We start from the raw sequence: 16,332 nt of genomic DNA, 5'->3' as shown, positions 1-16,332 counted from the left end.
CCGTAGCTATTCTTCCGAGGCGCAAGAAAAGTCTAGTTGAATCAAGGAGGTTGACAAGACACCCCTTCCGCCGAAAAGGGGCCCTCCTATCGAGAGCTAAGATATTTCAGCTTGTCGAGAATTCTGGCACTCAGCGAATATCTATAGGTACGTTGCAATTCAGGGTACGCGGTCCCTAGCCGAAAACTTGAAGATAGCCCACATCAATTGGTCGCATTCTCGATCGCGCTATGGCAGTGACGGCAGGTGCGGACCATCGAACGACCGGAGCCGCGCCCTTGATCTCTGACGGTATTTGAACATGCGCCCAACCAAAGTCGTAACGGCAGTCTTGACCACGCCGGCAGCGCTGATCCGTCGATTGACTCCGATAGGTGGCGAAATCGCCGAAAGCGCGAACGGCTCAAAGTTTTCTGTGAATTCAAGACCACAAAATTGCGGCGGGTATACCGTCGGCATTTGTCCGTCAGACTTGAAGAATTTTCTTTGCAAATCAACGACGATACGCTGTCCGAAATAATAGAGTGGGAGTAGGGGGCTCGGCGCTATTCGTCGATTGCCCCCATTGATGCCATCGCTCCGCTAGTCGCCGGCGAGAACCGCTTTGGGTGGCGGATTCTAGGAGGGGATCTCCTGTGCGATCTCCCACATATGGCCGGATGGGTCGGAAAAGGCGGCGGTGCGACGACCCCAGGGACGATCGATGGGCCCGTTTACCAGCTCTACGCCGCTTTGCCGGAGCCTTGCGCAGGCTTCATCGACATCGACGACGCGAATGGTCATGAGCATGCGAGGTCCGGCGCTTGAAGCAGCCGGCACCACCGGCTCCACGAGCTGCGGCGCCTGTGTCTCCTCCAGCAAATTGACCATGACGCCACCGAGCCCGATCACGCTGCATACGGCATCGGAATAGATCGGCTTGGCGTCGAACACAGCCTCGTAGAATGCCCTCGCGCGCGCGAGGTCATCAACGAAGAGGGTTACGCACTCTAGATTGTTCAAGCTTTTCATTGGAGGGGACCTCGGTCGACTGGTCAGTCAAGTTTCTTTCGACAAAAGATAACAACGTAGTTGGCAATAATGAAGCGGATTGCCTTTTCGACTCTTGCGCCGCTCGCGCATGCGCAGCACGTGACAGCGGCGCGCGGGCGTCCGCCCTCAAACAGTCCGACTGGAACTGAAATCTGACCGAGCGGGATACGCACGGTGGGTTAGTTAGCCGAAGGCAAACCTGCAACGCGACCACGCCTCTGCGTATGGCGCCATCCCATGTGCTCTTCACAATCGCCAGCTCTGACTTGAGCCCGCTCTCGCAAGATGCGGACTGAGCTCGGCCGCGCTTTCATCTCGCCCTCGCGCACCGGTGCTCAATTGTCGCACCCCTTGCTGTGAAATCACTCACACACACGCTCACATCAATTATGCAACAAAATACTTGCTGTAATTGTGCATGGCAAATTGCCATCACACCGGCTTGAAATGAGCTGCACACGCCAGAACGACATGTTGAAATAGTCTCTCAACTGGCCGGAAGGCCGATGGGAGCTATGGAGACACTATGGCTGACACACACGGACAGAGCATGGTTGGGACGTGGACCAAGACCACGGCGGCTGCGTGCGCAGACAAATATCCCGCCACCCTCACATTCCTGGCCGGCACCTACCGCGGCACGCGCGGCGAGGGGCAGGGCATGGTGTGGTGGGACGCGGGTATCTACCGTCTCGAAGACTCCAAGACACTCGTCGTCGGGACGGCGAACGATGAGCTTGTGACCTATCACATTTCACTCGAGGCCGACCGATTTGAGTTCACGGATTCAGAGGGCTGTCTTGTGACGTACCGGCGCGCCTAGGATTGCACGCCGGATTTTTCGCGCCCGAATTTTACGCCCTGGCCAACAAGAAACTCGGTTCAACCGCCAACGAGCCCGCTGCTCATGTCGATCGCCTCCACGTTTTCAACGAGGAGATTACGACATGTGCAATTGCTCAGAGCATGAAGCGGGCGGAAGCCTTTCCAAGATGACCGCGGCCTCAGTCGAGCCGGCGCTGAAGCCGCAGGTGCCGCTGTCGCGCCAGATCAGCTTTGACGATGACGATGCCGGCGACCACGCGGCCTCGACCGATCTGCATCCAATTCCGCCGTTCAGGCTGTGCCGGCTCGACTTCCGCGAGGGCTGCTACCAGATCAACATCAGGCCGACGGCCGCATTCGTGTCCTTCGAGGGCACGCTGCGCGTCGATCGCTCGGCGCCCGACGGCGGCGCGGACCACCTGATCGTCAGCGGCGATCTCTACTCGCGCCTGCCGATCATCAAACCGCCGATTCCGCCGCTGCCGCCGATCCCGGTCCCGATCCCGCCAGTGCCGCCTGTGGGCAACAGGGACGAAGACGAAGCAGCAGCGGACGCAGGCCTGACGAGCATCGCCGCCTCGCTCAGCGCGGTCGATGAGCCCTTGATCCCGCTTCCGATCCGCAGGCCAAGAATCCCCATCTTTGCCCGCGCGCGCTATCACTCCTATCTCAGGGTAACCAGCGTGTCCGCGCCGATCGCGGTCCCGGTGCCGAAGAAATGCGAGCTGACGATCGTCGCCGAGCAGTTCAACTACACGCAGCCGCCGGCCGGCCAGTTCAAGGGCACGTTCCCGTCGACGCCGTCGCGCACCGTGACGATGAAGCTTGCAAAGGTGCCGGCGCCGTTCCCGTTCTCCTTGACCGGCGGGCCGTTCTACGAGGGGCGGCTGTTCGAGGGCGGCGTGGACAAGGGCAGCGTTACGCTGGCCTGGGTGTCGAAGTTCTTTCGGCGCTGCACGTTGGAGATCGACACGCTGGTCGGTGCTGTCAGGCCCGCACCGGTGCCGGATGGCGCCGGCGGCACGGAGTTCTTCGACACCGTCTTTGCCAAGACCGGCTGGCAGCTGACAGTCGTGCAAGACCAGCAAAACGTCCCGGTGCCAGCAGGCGTGGTGCCGACCAATTGCTGGAGCTCGGCGGATCTGCACGCGCTGATGACGACCGTGCGCAATCCCGCCACCAACCTCGACACCGAATGGCGCGTGCACATGATTGTGGTGCCTGCAAAACTCGGCTGCTCGCGCGGCATCATGTACGATACGATCGGCGTTCCCCGCGAAGGCTGCGCCAGCTTCTCCGACGACGGCTATCCCGTCGCCGACTCCTCGAACTTCGGTCTCGCCGCCAACAAGAAGCAGCGCGACGTGCCGCGTGCGTTCCTGCGCAGCGCGACTCACGAGCTGACGCATACGCTGAACCAGATCCACCAGGAGCAGGAGACGGCGGCCGACAACTCGATCATGACCACGACGCCGAGCGTCGCGGACGTGCTCGGCGGTCCCGCGACCGGCGAGCCCGGCGTGTTCCCGGATCAGATCAAGCTCGCGCACAACACCAATGTGCGTCACCACCTCAACCACATGCCCGATCCCGTCATCCGTCCGGGCGGATGGCCGTTCGCAAGCTGGTTCCCGACCGGCGCGCCACAAGCGGCCGACCGTCACGACTTCGAACCTTCCGAGCTGGCGTTGACGGTGACGGCCACAACCGATCGCGTCGCGCTCGGCCAGCCGCTGGATCTGACCTGGACGATGACGAACGACAGCGCCGTGTCGCTGCGCGCGCCGAACGACGTCAGCACCGAGGCCCTGTTCACGTCGATCACCGTCACGGACGGCGAGGGGCACGAGCGCCCCGTGCGGCCCTTCGTGATCCTGTGCGAGCATGCCAAGCTCGCTGAGCTCGAGCCCGGCAAGAGCGTCACGGCTTCGGCGAAGGTGTTCTGGAGCACCGCGGGCTTCGCCTTCGAGAAGCCGGGCCGCTACCGTGTCGACGTCGCCGTGTCGTGGTCGGCGCAGGGCGTGATGGTGGGCGTGCAGTCGGGCATCGATGTGTTCGTCGACTATCCGACCAGCTCGACCGACAACCATTCGGCCAATCTCGTGCTGCATCCCGAGGTCGGCAAATGGGTGGCGCTCGGCGGCGATGCCTATCATCTCGGCGAAGCGTGCCGGCGGCTGCAGGCGCTCAGCCAGATCGAGGCGCCCGCAGCGATGGCCGCCGCCGGCGACGGTGCGCCCGCGCCAAGCGTGCTCGCGGGCTTTGCGGACCTGCTGCCCGACCGTGCCAAGCTCGCGAGGTTGCGCCCCGAGCTCACCGCCGGCAGCGGCGGCCGCGCGGCACGCGGACCGGCGCGAACGGCGGCCCCGGGACGCAAGCGCGCGACGAAGGCCAAGAAGCGCGCGCGGCGGAAAGGGTAGGCCGTTTCGCCGGACCCGATAAGGACAGTCCGTGTCCCGGGTGACGGCCGCACTTGCGGCGATGTGGTCGCAGTGCGCCGTCACCTGCCTTCCTCAATCCCCGTTCTGAATGATCCTGACAAGCGTTCCGTCGGGATCGATGACGGCACCCACACTTCCTCCCCACGCCTCTCGCCGGGGGCGGTGGGCGCGGGGCCAGCCGGTCGTCGTTTCGGGCACGCCGGCGGCGAGAACGGCCTCGAAGAATGCGTTGACGTCATCCAACCGGAGACAACAGCTGAACCAGCTCGTCGCGGGGTCGAGATCGGCGTGCGGGAAGAACTCCAGCGTCAGACCGCCCCGCTTCAGGATCATCCACTCATCGTCGCGCCAGGTCTGTTCGAAGCCAAGGGCTCCGTAAAACCTCGCCGTTGTTTCGAAATCTCTCGAAGGAAGGTTCGCCGTCGCGCTATCGGTCATCGGGTCGCTCCGTCAGGTCTTACTGCCAGTCGCTGCATCCGCCCGCAAGACGCCTCGCATGTTGCCTCTGATCCTCGTGCAGGTCCCCTTGCACAAACGCAGGATCTTCGTCGTGCTCTCCTATGCTACGACATCGACATTCCCTCTGGAGCCCGTGTTCATGTCCGCTGCGACTCAAGCGCCCGCCACCGCGACCGAGACCGATCCTGAAACGCTCGGCTGGATGAAGGGTTTTCCGCCGGCGCCCGACCGCACAATCACCTTCCAGAACGGCTCGTTCCGCAGCTTCCCCGAGCTGCGCTGGGCCTGGAGCAACGTCCGCCAGCTCGTGCCGACGGTGAACGTCTGGCGCGGGGCAGGGCCTGCATCTCTGCTGCCGCGCGTAGACCATGACATCGGCGGGGTCGCCTCGACCGCCATGGACGGGCGGCCCATGACGTTCGCAAAAATGCTGGAGGAGACCTACACCGACGGCGTCGCGGTGCTGCATCGGGGCAGGCTGATCTACGAGCGCTATTTCGGCGCACTGAAGCCGCACAAGCCACATATCGCGATGTCGGTGACGAAGTCGTTCACCGGCGTGCTCGCGGGCATGCTGGTCGCCGAGGGCAGGATCGATCCGCAGGCGCCGGTTGCGGACTACGTGCCGGAGCTGAAGGCGAGCGGGTTTGGCGACGCGCGCGTGCACGAGGTCATGGATATGACCACGGGGCTCGAATACACCGAAGTCTACACCGATAAGAACTCGCATGTCTGGGGCCTGCGGCGCGCCAATGGCATGGCGCCGATCCCGCCTGATTATGACGGCCCGACCACCATTTTCGATTTCCTGGTCGCGCAGAAGAAGCAGGGCGAGCACGGCAAGGCCTTTGCGTACAAAACCGTCAACACCGACGTGCTCGCCTGGATCATCCGGCGCGCCAGCGGCATGACGCTGTCGGATCTGCTCTCCGAACGCATCTGGACTCAAATCGGCGCGGAGGAGGATGCGCACTACCATGTCGACCGCATCGGCACCGAGAGCGGCGGCGGTGGTCTGTCCACAACGCTGCGCGATCTCGCCCGTTTCGGCGAGACCATGCGCAATTTTGGCCGCTTCAACGGCCGCCAGATCGTGCCGTCGTCCGTGGTCGAGGACATCGCGCGTGGCGGCGACCCCGAAAAATTCAAGCCGGCCGGCTACACCACGCTGCCGGGCGCGTCCTATCGCAATCAATGGTGGGTCACGCACAACGCCCACGGCGCCTACATGGCGCGCGGCGTCCACGGCCAGGGCATCTATGTCGATCCCAGGTGCGAGATGGTGATCGCGCGCTACGCCTCGCACCCCGTGGCGGGCAACGCCGCCAACGATCCCGTGACGCTACCGGCCTACATGGCGCTCGCGAAGGAGCTGATGGCGGGCGGGTGACGGCTTGTAGGATGGGTAGAGCGAAGCGAAACCCATCATCGCTCCTCCGAAGAAAGTTGATGGGTTTCGCTGCGCTCTACCCATCCTACGAGCTGCCAAACCGCAAGATCGGTCGAGCACGCCAAGGCCGTCACCGGCTAACTGCACCCGCCACGGAGGAGGGACGATGACGGCGGCGCTGCAAAACTATCAGGCCCGGATGCGCAGGGTGCTGGAGCATATCGACCGGCACCTCGACACGGATCTGGACCTGGACAGCCTGAGCTGCGTTGCGGCCTTCTCGAAATTCCATTTCCACCGGCAGTTTTCGGCAACCTTCGGGCTGTCGGTGCATCGCTATGTCCAGCTCGCCCGTATGAAGCGCGCTTCCTACCGGCTGGCTTACAGCGACGCGCAAAGCGTCACTGATATCGCGATGGACGCCGGCTACGATGCACCGGATGCCTTTGCCCGTGCCTTTCGGCAACGGTTCGGGCAGTCGCCGTCGTCGTTCCGGAAATCGCCCGTGTGGGAACCGTGGCTTGCGGCCTTCGGGCCTCTCGACAACGCGAGGAGCAAGCTCATGCAGACAACCTTTACCCCTGACGACGTGACGATCCGCGACGTGCCCACCATCAAGGTGGCGATCATGGAACACCGCGGTGACCCGGCGACGCTCGGCGCCACCATCCAGCGCTTCATCGCCTGGCGCAGGTCCGCGGGTCTGCATCCCAGCACGAGCCCGACCTTCAATGTCTGGCGCTCCGAAAGGCGACCGGCGCAGCCGGCCGATTACAGCGCGGACCTCTGTGTCGGGACCGATCAACCGATCGTGGCGAATGGCGAAGACATCAAGGCCGGCGAGATCCCCGGCGGACGCTGCGCGGTGCTGCGCGTCGTCGGCTACACCGACAATCTGGAGCCCGCCGCGCTCTATCTCTATCGCGACTGGCTTCCGGCCAGCGGCGAGGAGGCGCGCGACTTCCCGCTCTATTGCCAGCGGTTGAGCTTCTTCCCGGATGTGCCGGAGCACGAGACGGTCGCTGAGCTGTTCCTGCCGCTGAAATAGCGATCTCTGACGGCGGCCTGTCCTTCCGATTGCAGGAAAATCGGCAGGCCGCCATCGACGTCAAGGTTCGCGCCTCACTCGCGCGCCTCCTGCCAGTGCGGATAAGTGACGTAGGCGGTGACGGCGCCTTGCTCATGGGAGTGGATGGTGACCGTCTCGCCCTTCGGCATGTAAACGATCTCGCCGGGACCCGCGGTGACGGTGCTTCCACCGCTCGTCACCGAGAGCTTGCCTTCCAGCACGAGCATGACGTCATCAACGGTGAGCTTTTCATCGAGGTGCTGGTTTGGCGCGTAGCGGCCGAAGCCGATGGTGACCGGTCCACCATCGCGTTGGTCGACGACGTTGCCGGCGAAGATCTCACCGTTCTGGCCAGGCGAGCGCTCGAACGAAGCGTCGGTGATGGCGAATTTGCGAACTTTCATGAATGTTTCCGTCTTGCGCCAGGACTTGGTGGAGGGCCTTGGGGTGGGTCTTGGCGGAGTGGGGATGGGTAGACGCACGAGCAAAGGTTTTGTTCGATTTGGCCCCGCGAGGCGGTTTGACGTAGCGCGAAGTCATTATAAAAGCATTGACTTATATTAGTGTCGGTCGATATTCCTGTCCGCGCTCAACGACAGGGAGATTTGCAATGGAGATCGAAGCCGCCAGGGTGTTGGGGCTCGTCACGCGTTCAGTTCGCAATTTCGAGAAAGATGGCAAGGCGGCGAGTGCCGTGACGCTGACGCGCCTTTACGACACCAGCGTCGACGATCTCTGGGACGCCGTGACCAGCCAGGAGCGCATTCCGCGCTGGTTCTTGCAGGTCGAGGGAGATTTCCAGATCGGCGGACGGTACCAGCTCAAGGGCAATGCCGGCGGCACCATCACCGCGTGCACGCCGCCGACCCATTTTGCCGCGACCTGGGAATTCGGCGGCGGGGTGAGCTGGATCGACGTCACGCTCGCCGCCGAACGAGGCCAGGCGCGTTTGACGCTTGAGCACACCGCGATCATCGAGGATCATTGGAATCAGTTCGGTCCGGGCGCGGTCGGCATCGGCTGGGACCTCGCGCTTGCGGGGCTCGAGCGATATGTTGCGACCGGCGCATCGGTCGACCACGAGACGGCCGAGGCATGGATGGGCTCTGCCGCGGGCAAGGACTTCATGACGACGAGCGGGGAGTATTGGCGCGCGGCGCATGTCGCAAGCGGTGTCGATCCGGCTGAAGCGAAGCAGCGCTCGGACCGCACCATCGCGTTCTATCGCGGCGAGATGCCGCCCGACATCGCGCATCCGGGCACAGGAAGCTGATGCACGCCTTCGAGGTCCTCGCCGATCCCGTGCGCCGCCGCATCCTCGAGCTGCTGGTATCGGGCGAAATGGCATCCGGTGAGGTCGTCGAGGTGATCGGGGCCGAGTTCGGCATCACGCAGGCGGCCGTGTCGCAGCACCTCAAGGTGCTGCGCGAGAGCGGCTTTGCCATCGTCCGGGCGGATGCGCAACGCCGGCTCTATTCGGTCGACATTGCCGGGCTTCGGACGGTGGATGCGTGGATCGGCCAGTTCAGGAGTTTCTGGGAGCCGAAGCTGGATGCGCTGGCGACCGAGATCGCGCCCGGCAAACGGGAGCGTCGCAACGCACCTATCACCAAGCGGGGTGGGAAGAGGGCGTGAGTTCGTAGGATGGGTAGAGCGCAGCGAAACCCATCATGTCTCGTCCCCAGGAAAAGCGATGGGTTTCGCGTCGCTCTACCGATCTTGCGCCTTCATCTCCCCAGCGCCATCGCGCCCTGTAGACCGAGACCCAGTGCGGGCCGCGATCGAAATTCATGAACATCGCCGAATTGCAGCAGGTCGCGACAACCTGTTGGTGGGCGAGGTGTCCTTGAGCTTGTGAGGCTTCAGAAGCTCGGCGCCTCCAGAACATTCGAACCGATCCTTGCGATAGAGCATATAGGCCGTCCCACTGTCGCGATCGCGCACGGCCGCCGGGGCGCGGTGCCGGATCGGGTCTCACCAATCGGCGGCAGCCTCGAGCAGCCGTTGCCGCATGAAGGCGACGCGTGGCTGCTGCAATCCGAGGCGGCTCCAGGCAAGGAATATCTCGTTGGCCGGGGTCTCCGTCGGCTCGTGCAGCCGGACGAGGGTGCCTTCCCTGAGTTGCCTTCCGCAGAGATAGCTCGGCAGCACGGTCAATCCCAAGCCTGCCAGGCAGGACGCCGCGAGGGCTCTGAGGTCGGGAACGATCTGCACGACCATCTTCGGCAGCCTGGCCCGGAAGACCTGGCGAAAATAACGGCACGCGGGGGACGCCGGCGCGTCACCCCCGCGACATCTTCTCGAACTTCTTCACCAGCCGCTCACGCTTGAGCCGCGACAGCCGCTGGATCCAGAACATGCCGTCGAGCTGGTCGATCTCGTGCTGGTGGCAGACCGCGCGCAAGCCGTCGGATTCTTCGCTTTGCATGTTGTCGTCGAGATCGGAATAGCTGATCCGCACCCGGGCGTGACGCTGCACCTCGTCGTTGACGCCGGGCATCGAGACGCTGCCCTCGCGGTGCATGATCATCTCGGGCGAGGCCCATTCGACTGCCGGATTGACGTAAGTCTGCGGCCCCGCCTTGGCGTCGAGCTCGAGCACGACGACGCGCAACGGCACGCCGATATGCGGCGCGGTGATGCCGATGCCGGGCGCGGCGCGCATCGTCTCGAGCAAATCGCCAGCGAGCTCGCGCAAGGCCTCGTCGAACGTAGTGACGGGGCGGGCAGGGACTGTGAGGCGGCGGTCGGGATATCGGACGATCGGGCGAATGGTCATGCAGGCTCCTAGAGCATGATCCGGAAAAGTGCGCAGCGGTTTTCCGAAAAGATCATGCTCAAACAACAACCTAAAGCGCGATGACGATTCATCCCAATCTCATCGCGCTTTAGCACTCACGGATGGTTGAAGCACCCCGTTCTTGACGCCCTACCAACTGGAAGGTAGCTAACGGCCATGACCAACGTTTCCTCGACTGCCGACGACATCCTGGCCTGCGCGCGCAGGCTGATCATCGCGGGCGGCTATAACGGCTTCAGCTATGCCGACATCGCCGATGTGGTCGGCATCCGCAAGCCGAGCATCCACCACCATTTCGCCAGCAAGGTCGATCTGGTCCGCACTCTCGTGTCGCGTTACCGCGAAGAAGCGGAGGCGGGACTGGCTGCCCTGGAGCGCAACATCCCGGATCCGCGCGACCAGCTCAAGAGCTATGTCGGGTACTGGGAAGCGTGCATCACGGACGCGACTGCACCCTTCTGCGTCTGCGCGCTGCTGGCCAGCGAGTTGCCGATCCTGCCGGAGGAGGTGGCGCTCGAAGTCCGTGCGCATTTCCGCGCGCTCGCGTCCTGGCTGACGTCGGCGATGGAGCGCGGCAGGCGGAAGGGACGGCTTCACCTCTCCAACTCGGCCAAGGTCGAGGCTGAAGGATTCATGGCAACCATTCACGGCGCGATGCTGTCGGCGCGCGCCTATGGCGATCCAAAGATGTTCGGCGTGATCGCCGCCCCGCTGCTGGAGCGGCTGTCCACCAGGCACTGAAGACATCGGCGAGAGGATCACAGCACCCCCGCAGGCGAGCCGGGGTGAGGGCGTCTTGCTGCGCAGAGACTACCAACTAGTAGGTATAGGAGAGGCTGCAATGGTGCAACATCAACTGGATCTGGTTCGTGCCGATCGCGAACGATGGCTGAAGCAATACTATTTCCTGCGAGCGGCGTTCTCGATCGCCTGGGTCGTTGCCGCCTTTGCGGTGGGTCCGTCGTCTGCCGCGATCGCCGGCATCCTGCTCGTGCTCTATCCGGCATGGGACGCCGCGGCCAACTTTGTGGATGGCCTGCGCAGTGGCGGGCTCGATCAAAACCGCACGCAGATGCTGAACGTCGTGGTCAGCCTTGCGACCGCGATCGCGGTCCTTCTCGCACTGCAGACGAGCATGAACTGGGTCCTCGGTGTGTTCGGGGCATGGGCGATCCTGTCCGGATTGCTCCAGCTGGGCACGGCCGTGCGGCGCTGGAAAAGTTTCGGCGCGCAGTGGGCCATGGTGCTCAGCGGCGGCCAGTCGGCGCTCGCCGGCGCGTTCTTCATCTTCCAGGCCACGACGCCGATGTCGCCATCGATCGCGACCGTCACGGGTTATGCCGCCGTCGGCGCGGTCTACTTCCTGGTCTCGGCCGTCTGGCTCACCGTCAGCGCATGGCGCCTGCGCGCCCGGTGAGCGCGCGTCGGGCCTCGCTCAGCGCGATGCCGCGCGGATTTCCGCGATGGTCTGTTCGGGGGCCTGGAGGTGAGGGTAGTGGCCGATGCCCGCAAGCACGTTCAGCTCCGCGCCGACGCGCTCGGCGAGCTCGGCGCCCATGTCCTTCGTGATGTAGAGGTCGTCGCTGCCCCACACCACTTTCACCGGCGTCTTCAGCCGCGCGAGGTTGGCCTCGAAATGGTCCTGGTCGCGGGTGAACGAGGCGTAGTAGTGATAGAACGCGTCCACGACGGTCATCCCGTCGCGGCTCCATGCGCTCGCCATGTCGTCGCGAAACGCCTGCGGGACGTCGTAGTGCGCCTCCTTCGGCAGGCCACGAAAGAAGGTGTTTTGCAGGATCTCGTCACGGCCGGCGTTCATCGCGGCGCGGACATGGTCCGATGACGGCTTCGACTTCAGGGCCTGCAGGTTCTGCCACATCAGCGCAGGCCGGTTGAAGGGCGCGAAATCGCCGACGATCAGGCATCTTGCGATATCGGGCTCATCGAGCGCCAGGAGCAGGGCCGGCAATGCGCCGATGTCGGTCGCGTAGATCGTGAGCTTCGTGCGGTCGATGCCCGCGGTCTCGATATAGCCCTTCAGCACGCGGGCATAGTCTGCGGGTGCATAGGCGAACCGATCGATCGGCGGACGCGACGAGAAGCCGAAGCCGGGCCAGTCGAAGCTGTGAACGTCGTGGTCGTCAGCCAACGCGAGCGAAATGCCTGTCCACGCGTGGATGGTTTCGGGAAAGCCATGCAGCAGAAGCGCGGTTCGCCTCAGTGCGCTACCGCGGACCAGCATCCTGCGCAGCGTGATGCCGCCGTCGATCGCGATCTGCCCGATGTCCGGTCCGTCAGCTTGCTCCGACATGACGCTTTCCCGATCCGCCGGCGAACGATCGATGCATGGCGCCCGGCATCCTAGCGGAGATGCGCAAGGTCTCAAAATGAATCGAAAGCCTCTACGAGGGGCATCACCATCCGGGCGTCGCAAAGCTGGTCAACGACTGGATCGGGAAGCAGAGGCTGGAGAACCAGGGCGTTGCCCACTAATCGGCTTCAACGTAGCGGATGATGCTCTGATTTTGAACGTTTGCGACCAGTTCATCCGCGCGGGACAAAAGCCGGTGGAGCAGAGGGGAGGAATTTGCCTGGTTGTAGCCGAGAGTGAGATCGACCGTCGGAGGGATCCCATCGAGCGCTCTGGCAACAACGTTTGGCGCCAGCATATTTTGCGCATAGAGCGGAACGAGAGTCACTCCGCCCGTGGATGCGACCAGCGACATGGCCGACGATATGTTCTCGCCTTCGTACTTTGGCTTGAGCGTAATCCCGACCTTCAACGCGTAGCTCTGAATCACGGCTTGCAATACCGGAGACGTTCTCGCCGAGCTGACGTAGATCTCGCGGGCAAGATCCTGCGGCCGAATCCTCTTGCGCGAGGCCAAGCGATGGTCCGCCGGCAGCACCGCGATCAGGGGCTCCTTCGCCAACAATTTGAAGGTCAGGCCCGTGCTCTGTCGCTCCGGGCGGAGGAAGGCTATGTCCAGCTTCCCGCGCGTTAATGCGAGGGCGAGTTCTGGCGAGGACTGACTACACAGGGTGACTTCGATCTCCGGCTCTTCCTCGCGGAGGATACGCAATAAGTGGGGGAGCCACATCACCTCCAGCCCGACCATGAACCCCATGGAAAGTACGGGCTTTTGCGGCTGTGCGGTCCGCCGCGCACCATCTGTCGCCGCTTCGACTTGCGACAGCGCCAGCCGCGCGTGATCGAGAAAAACTCTTCCGGCCTCGGTCAGCACTACGCCACGCGCCTGGCGCTCCAGCAACTGCACGCCAACTTCGGATTCCAAATCCCGAATCTGCCGGCTCAGCGACGGCTGCGAAGTGTTCAGGCGCCGTTGGGCAGCGGTCAAAAAGCTACCTTCCTCTGCGACTGCAATGAAATAGCGCAAATGCCGAAGTTCCATCGGTCCTCAATATGCTTCCAAGGCATACATCGCAGCCTACTAGGTCTTTGTCTTTAGCGGGAGCAAGACTTACCTTCGCAGCGGTTCAATCAAAAGGAGCCAACAATAATGCCCTCAACTTCCAAGCCGGCAATCGTTTTTTGCCATGGACTTGATTGAGAGTGGTTTCCCTTATTCAGCAGGAAACGCGCACAAATGCGCAGGAACGACGAATACTGCCGGGCCAATTCGGCCGATAACGCGTCGGCGATCGGGTGTTGCCAAGGCAAGGGCTCGCTGGGGCCTTTAATTCTAAAACTCCGGCCGCGAAATGAGTAACGCGTGGCTCAATGGATCAGTTAATCGCTATCTTCTCAATAAAATGTCTAACAGCGCAGATGGAGCGACTCGATGCCCACGATCACTACTACAGACGGCGTAAACATCTTCTACAAGGACTGGGGCTCAGGCCAGCCGATCGTTTTCAGCCACGGCTGGCCGCTGACAGCGGACGACTGGGACGCCCAGATGACCTTCTTCCTTCGCAACGGCTACCGGGTGATCGCCCACGACCGGCGCGGCCACGGCCGGTCCGACCAGCCCGGCACCGGCAACGACATGGACCACTGGGTTGCCGACCTCGCGGCCCTGACCGAGCACCTCAACCTGCGCGGCGCGATCCACATCGGCCACTCCACAGGTGGCGGTGAGGTGGCTCGCTATGTCGCTCGCCACCAGGAGCGCGTCGCGAAGGCGGCGCTGGTCGCTTCACTTACGCCGAACATGTATCGGAGCGAGGACAACCCGTCCGGTCAACCGCCGGAGTGGTTTGAAACGATCCGGGCAGGCGTGCTGGGCAACCGGTCGGAGTTCTACCGTTTCGTCCCTGAGAATCCGTTCTACGGCTACAACCTAGATGGGGCCAAGCCTTCGGAGGCAGTCATTGCGAACTGGTGGCGCCAAGGCATGGCCGGCGGTGCCCTCGCTCATTACGCAACCGTCGACTCTTGGCTCGAAGATTATACCGAAGACCTCAAGAAGATCACCGTGCCGGTGCTGGTGATGCATGGCGAGGCTGATCAAGTCGTCCCGTTCGCAAGTTCCGTGCCGCGTGCGGTCAACCTTCTCAAGAACGGGTCGCTGAAGACCTATCCGGGGTACCCCCATGGCATGCTGACCACACATGCGGATGTCCTCAACCCCGACCTGCTCTCGTTCATCAGGTCTTGACGACATCTCTCCTCCGTCATCGCCTATAACGCCGCAGCGACTGTTGGTTCGAAAGGCTGATCAATAGCGATGCGGAGGGGAAGCCGGTAACTGATCGGCTTCCCCCTGGTATTCTCACGCGGTGCACGATGGCCGCAGTTGCCGGTGGTCACTTCGGTCGGCCGAAGACGTCATCCGGACGCCTAGCTTGCGCACTCGTGCAGCAGGGTCGTGATCTTCGCATCGAGAGCTCGGGCGACAGCAAGGGCTTCCGGGCTGCCATAATTCATCAAATAGCCCTCCATCTTGTCATAAGAGACATGCACGCCGTCGGCACGCTCATCAACAAGCACTGTGACTGGAGCGTAGGACCCGGCATCGGGGACGTGCTTGACCATTTCTTTCATGATGAGTGGATTGCCGACCACAAACCGCATGATCCTGGGCGTCCCGGATCCGGCCTCGCGACGCAGAATGTCGCCCAGGTCGAACTGTGCGAAGAGCATAAGGTCCGTTCGACCGAGGCTGCGTTTTACAATGCGTTCCAAATCCGTGAAGGAATTTGTCGCTCTCGTCTCCTTGAAAAATTCGACAGTGTCAGGCTGGCCGACAGCGGACTTGAAGGCCGCCACGACAGCGTCGAACGGTTTTGAGCTCGTGAGGGTGAATCGCTCCACCTCGACTTTCGCGATTGTCAGTTTGTCCTCTGTAGCAATTCTTGCTGATGGAGTGCGTCTGATGGCGTCGAAGTGCGCCGCAGTCGCGGGCTGCGCGTCCAGGAAAGTCCGGACGTGGCTGACGAACATCTCGTGGTGCTGAAACAGGGCGCCGTGACCTGAATCGGGATAGAGGACCAGCTTGGCGTTGCTGAGCTCCCTAGACATCGCGTAGGCGTTGCTCGCGGGGAGCATGGTGTCGTCGCTGCCGCTGACCACAAGAGTGGGTTGGCGGATGGCACGCAGAGTGGCGTGCTCAGGATCAGGTGTGGCACACCAGGTGATCAGCGCCTTGGCCTGCGGATCGGTGACAGCGCTGCCGTTGTCGGTGTCCCGATCGTCCTGACGCACCTTCGCCCTTTTCAGGAAGGCCAGGCCGGAGGCCTGGCTGGCAGGTGAACTCGTGAAGAACAGCGGCAGGCGTGGGTCCGGCGCATCGGTTTTGGAGAATGCGTCCTGCAGAACCGCCAACAGGTGTTCCTCGCCGCCTTTCGGCGCAGTGCCGACGAGAATGAGCTTGCGGACTAGCTGTCCGTGCTCGGCGGCGATCTGCTGAGCGACGCAGCCGCCGAGGGAAAAGCCGAGCAGGTCCACTTCGGAAAGGCCGAGCAAGTGGATGAAATCGATGGCGTCTCGCGCCATCGCCTCGACGTTGTCGGGCGTTCGACCGGTCGAGCGGCCGACCCCGGCGTTGTCAAAAGCGATCACGGGGCGATCAGTGGCCAGCGCGTTGACGACGGCGGGATCCCATGCGTCGATGTTGCCCGAGAAGTGCTGCAGAAGAATCAGCGGAGTTCCGATCGTGGGGCCGAGACGGCGATAGGCAAAGCGGATTCCGCTGCCGTCGATATAGAGGGTAGGCGCCGTTTCGAGTGTGGCGGCGTCCTTTTTCGCGATGTCGCGTTGAGTCATGTCATCCTCCGGATGCTGGGCATGAGATAATCGGGTGGGGGACCGGCGTGGCGCAGCGACCGAGGCCTTCTTTAGGGCGGCGCTCGC

Annotated in this window: 17 protein-coding genes and 1 pseudogene; 9 read left to right on the top strand and 9 right to left on the bottom strand. The window is 62.9% G+C overall.

The genetic code is table 11. From position 1 onward, the window contains the following. Nucleotides 1-618: 618 nt before the first annotated feature. Nucleotides 619-1,011 (bottom strand): VOC family protein, encoded by a 393-nt coding sequence (locus tag QA642_RS28135; protein WP_283079760.1) that lies wholly within the window; start codon nucleotides 1,009-1,011, stop codon nucleotides 619-621. 547 nt (nucleotides 1,012-1,558) lie between these two features. On the opposite strand from QA642_RS28135, the gene QA642_RS28130 reads away from it, so the two are divergent. Both QA642_RS28130 and QA642_RS28125 read left to right on the top strand, forming a co-directional pair. Continuing rightward, a complete protein-coding gene (locus QA642_RS28130; protein ID WP_283079759.1) occupies nucleotides 1,559-1,855 on the top strand; it encodes a hypothetical protein in 297 nt (98 codons plus the stop codon). 169 nt (nucleotides 1,856-2,024) lie between these two features. Continuing rightward, nucleotides 2,025-4,277, top strand: coding sequence for a hypothetical protein (locus tag QA642_RS28125; protein ID WP_283079758.1), 2,253 nt, complete (start codon nucleotides 2,025-2,027; stop codon nucleotides 4,275-4,277). 93 nt (nucleotides 4,278-4,370) lie between these two features. Here QA642_RS28125 and QA642_RS28120 read toward each other — a convergent pair whose 3' ends face one another. Continuing rightward, nucleotides 4,371-4,736, bottom strand: coding sequence for a bleomycin resistance protein (locus QA642_RS28120; RefSeq protein WP_283079757.1), 366 nt, complete (start codon nucleotides 4,734-4,736; stop codon nucleotides 4,371-4,373). A gap of 160 nt (nucleotides 4,737-4,896) precedes the next feature. Here QA642_RS28120 and QA642_RS28115 point away from each other — a divergent pair, with 160 nt between their 5' ends. After that, nucleotides 4,897-6,147, top strand: a complete 1,251-nt coding sequence (locus QA642_RS28115; protein WP_283079756.1) for a serine hydrolase — start codon at nucleotides 4,897-4,899, stop codon at nucleotides 6,145-6,147. 166 nt (nucleotides 6,148-6,313) lie between these two features. After that, complete coding sequence (locus tag QA642_RS28110; protein ID WP_283079755.1) at nucleotides 6,314-7,195, top strand: AraC family transcriptional regulator; 882 nt, start codon at nucleotides 6,314-6,316, stop codon at nucleotides 7,193-7,195. A 74-nt stretch (nucleotides 7,196-7,269) separates the two neighbouring features. Here QA642_RS28110 and QA642_RS28105 read toward each other — a convergent pair whose 3' ends face one another. Continuing rightward, on the bottom strand, nucleotides 7,270-7,620 hold the full coding sequence (locus QA642_RS28105) for a cupin domain-containing protein (protein ID WP_283079754.1): 351 nt from the start codon (nucleotides 7,618-7,620) through the stop codon (nucleotides 7,270-7,272). Nucleotides 7,621-7,826: 206 nt separating this feature from the next. On the opposite strand from QA642_RS28105, the gene QA642_RS28100 reads away from it, so the two are divergent. Further along, complete coding sequence (locus tag QA642_RS28100; protein WP_283079753.1) at nucleotides 7,827-8,489, top strand: SRPBCC family protein; 663 nt, start codon at nucleotides 7,827-7,829, stop codon at nucleotides 8,487-8,489. Next, nucleotides 8,489-8,851, top strand: coding sequence for a metalloregulator ArsR/SmtB family transcription factor (locus tag QA642_RS28095; RefSeq protein ID WP_283079752.1), 363 nt, complete (start codon nucleotides 8,489-8,491; stop codon nucleotides 8,849-8,851). The genes QA642_RS28100 and QA642_RS28095 overlap by 1 nt, the downstream gene beginning before the upstream one ends. A gap of 339 nt (nucleotides 8,852-9,190) precedes the next feature. On the opposite strand, the gene QA642_RS28090 is transcribed toward QA642_RS28095, so the two are convergent. Both QA642_RS28090 and QA642_RS28085 read right to left on the bottom strand, forming a co-directional pair. Then, nucleotides 9,191-9,430, bottom strand: a complete 240-nt coding sequence (locus tag QA642_RS28090) for a LysR substrate-binding domain-containing protein (protein WP_283079751.1) — start codon at nucleotides 9,428-9,430, stop codon at nucleotides 9,191-9,193. Nucleotides 9,431-9,497: 67 nt separating this feature from the next. Beyond that, entirely contained in the window at nucleotides 9,498-9,995 is a 498-nt protein-coding gene (locus tag QA642_RS28085) for a peptide deformylase (RefSeq protein ID WP_283079750.1), read from the bottom strand. A gap of 177 nt (nucleotides 9,996-10,172) precedes the next feature. On the opposite strand from QA642_RS28085, the gene QA642_RS28080 reads away from it, so the two are divergent. Together QA642_RS28080 and QA642_RS28075 are read left to right on the top strand one after the other, a co-directional pair. Continuing rightward, nucleotides 10,173-10,757, top strand: coding sequence for a TetR/AcrR family transcriptional regulator (locus QA642_RS28080; protein WP_283079749.1), 585 nt, complete (start codon nucleotides 10,173-10,175; stop codon nucleotides 10,755-10,757). Between the two features lie 100 nt (nucleotides 10,758-10,857). After that, the gene (locus QA642_RS28075; RefSeq protein WP_283079748.1) at nucleotides 10,858-11,433 is read left to right on the top strand and encodes a DUF308 domain-containing protein; all 576 of its coding nucleotides are present in this window, start codon (nucleotides 10,858-10,860) and stop codon (nucleotides 11,431-11,433) included. Nucleotides 11,434-11,451: 18 nt separating this feature from the next. Here QA642_RS28075 and QA642_RS28070 read toward each other — a convergent pair whose 3' ends face one another. Then, the gene (locus QA642_RS28070; RefSeq protein WP_283079747.1) at nucleotides 11,452-12,327 is read right to left on the bottom strand and encodes an alpha/beta hydrolase; all 876 of its coding nucleotides are present in this window, start codon (nucleotides 12,325-12,327) and stop codon (nucleotides 11,452-11,454) included. 178 nt (nucleotides 12,328-12,505) lie between these two features. Beyond that, the gene (locus QA642_RS28065) at nucleotides 12,506-13,429 is read right to left on the bottom strand and encodes a LysR family transcriptional regulator (protein WP_283079746.1); all 924 of its coding nucleotides are present in this window, start codon (nucleotides 13,427-13,429) and stop codon (nucleotides 12,506-12,508) included. A 390-nt stretch (nucleotides 13,430-13,819) separates the two neighbouring features. Between QA642_RS28065 and QA642_RS28060 the strand changes: the two genes are divergently transcribed. Beyond that, on the top strand, nucleotides 13,820-14,638 hold the full coding sequence (locus QA642_RS28060) for an alpha/beta hydrolase (RefSeq protein ID WP_283079745.1): 819 nt from the start codon (nucleotides 13,820-13,822) through the stop codon (nucleotides 14,636-14,638). 182 nt (nucleotides 14,639-14,820) lie between these two features. On the opposite strand, the gene QA642_RS46590 is transcribed toward QA642_RS28060, so the two are convergent. Together QA642_RS46590 and QA642_RS28050 are read right to left on the bottom strand one after the other, a co-directional pair. Then, nucleotides 14,821-15,315, bottom strand: a complete 495-nt coding sequence (locus tag QA642_RS46590) for a DUF302 domain-containing protein (protein ID WP_349253880.1) — start codon at nucleotides 15,313-15,315, stop codon at nucleotides 14,821-14,823. A gap of 72 nt (nucleotides 15,316-15,387) precedes the next feature. Further along, nucleotides 15,388-16,245: pseudogene (locus QA642_RS28050) on the bottom strand (alpha/beta hydrolase); the annotation flags it as partial. Nucleotides 16,246-16,332 lie beyond the last annotated feature (87 nt).

Source organism: Bradyrhizobium sp. CB2312, from assembly GCF_029714425.1.
Lineage (GTDB): Bacteria > Pseudomonadota > Alphaproteobacteria > Rhizobiales > Xanthobacteraceae > Bradyrhizobium.
Note: the sequence above shows the minus strand (reverse complement) of the source record. Positions and strands in the feature narration are given on the sequence as shown.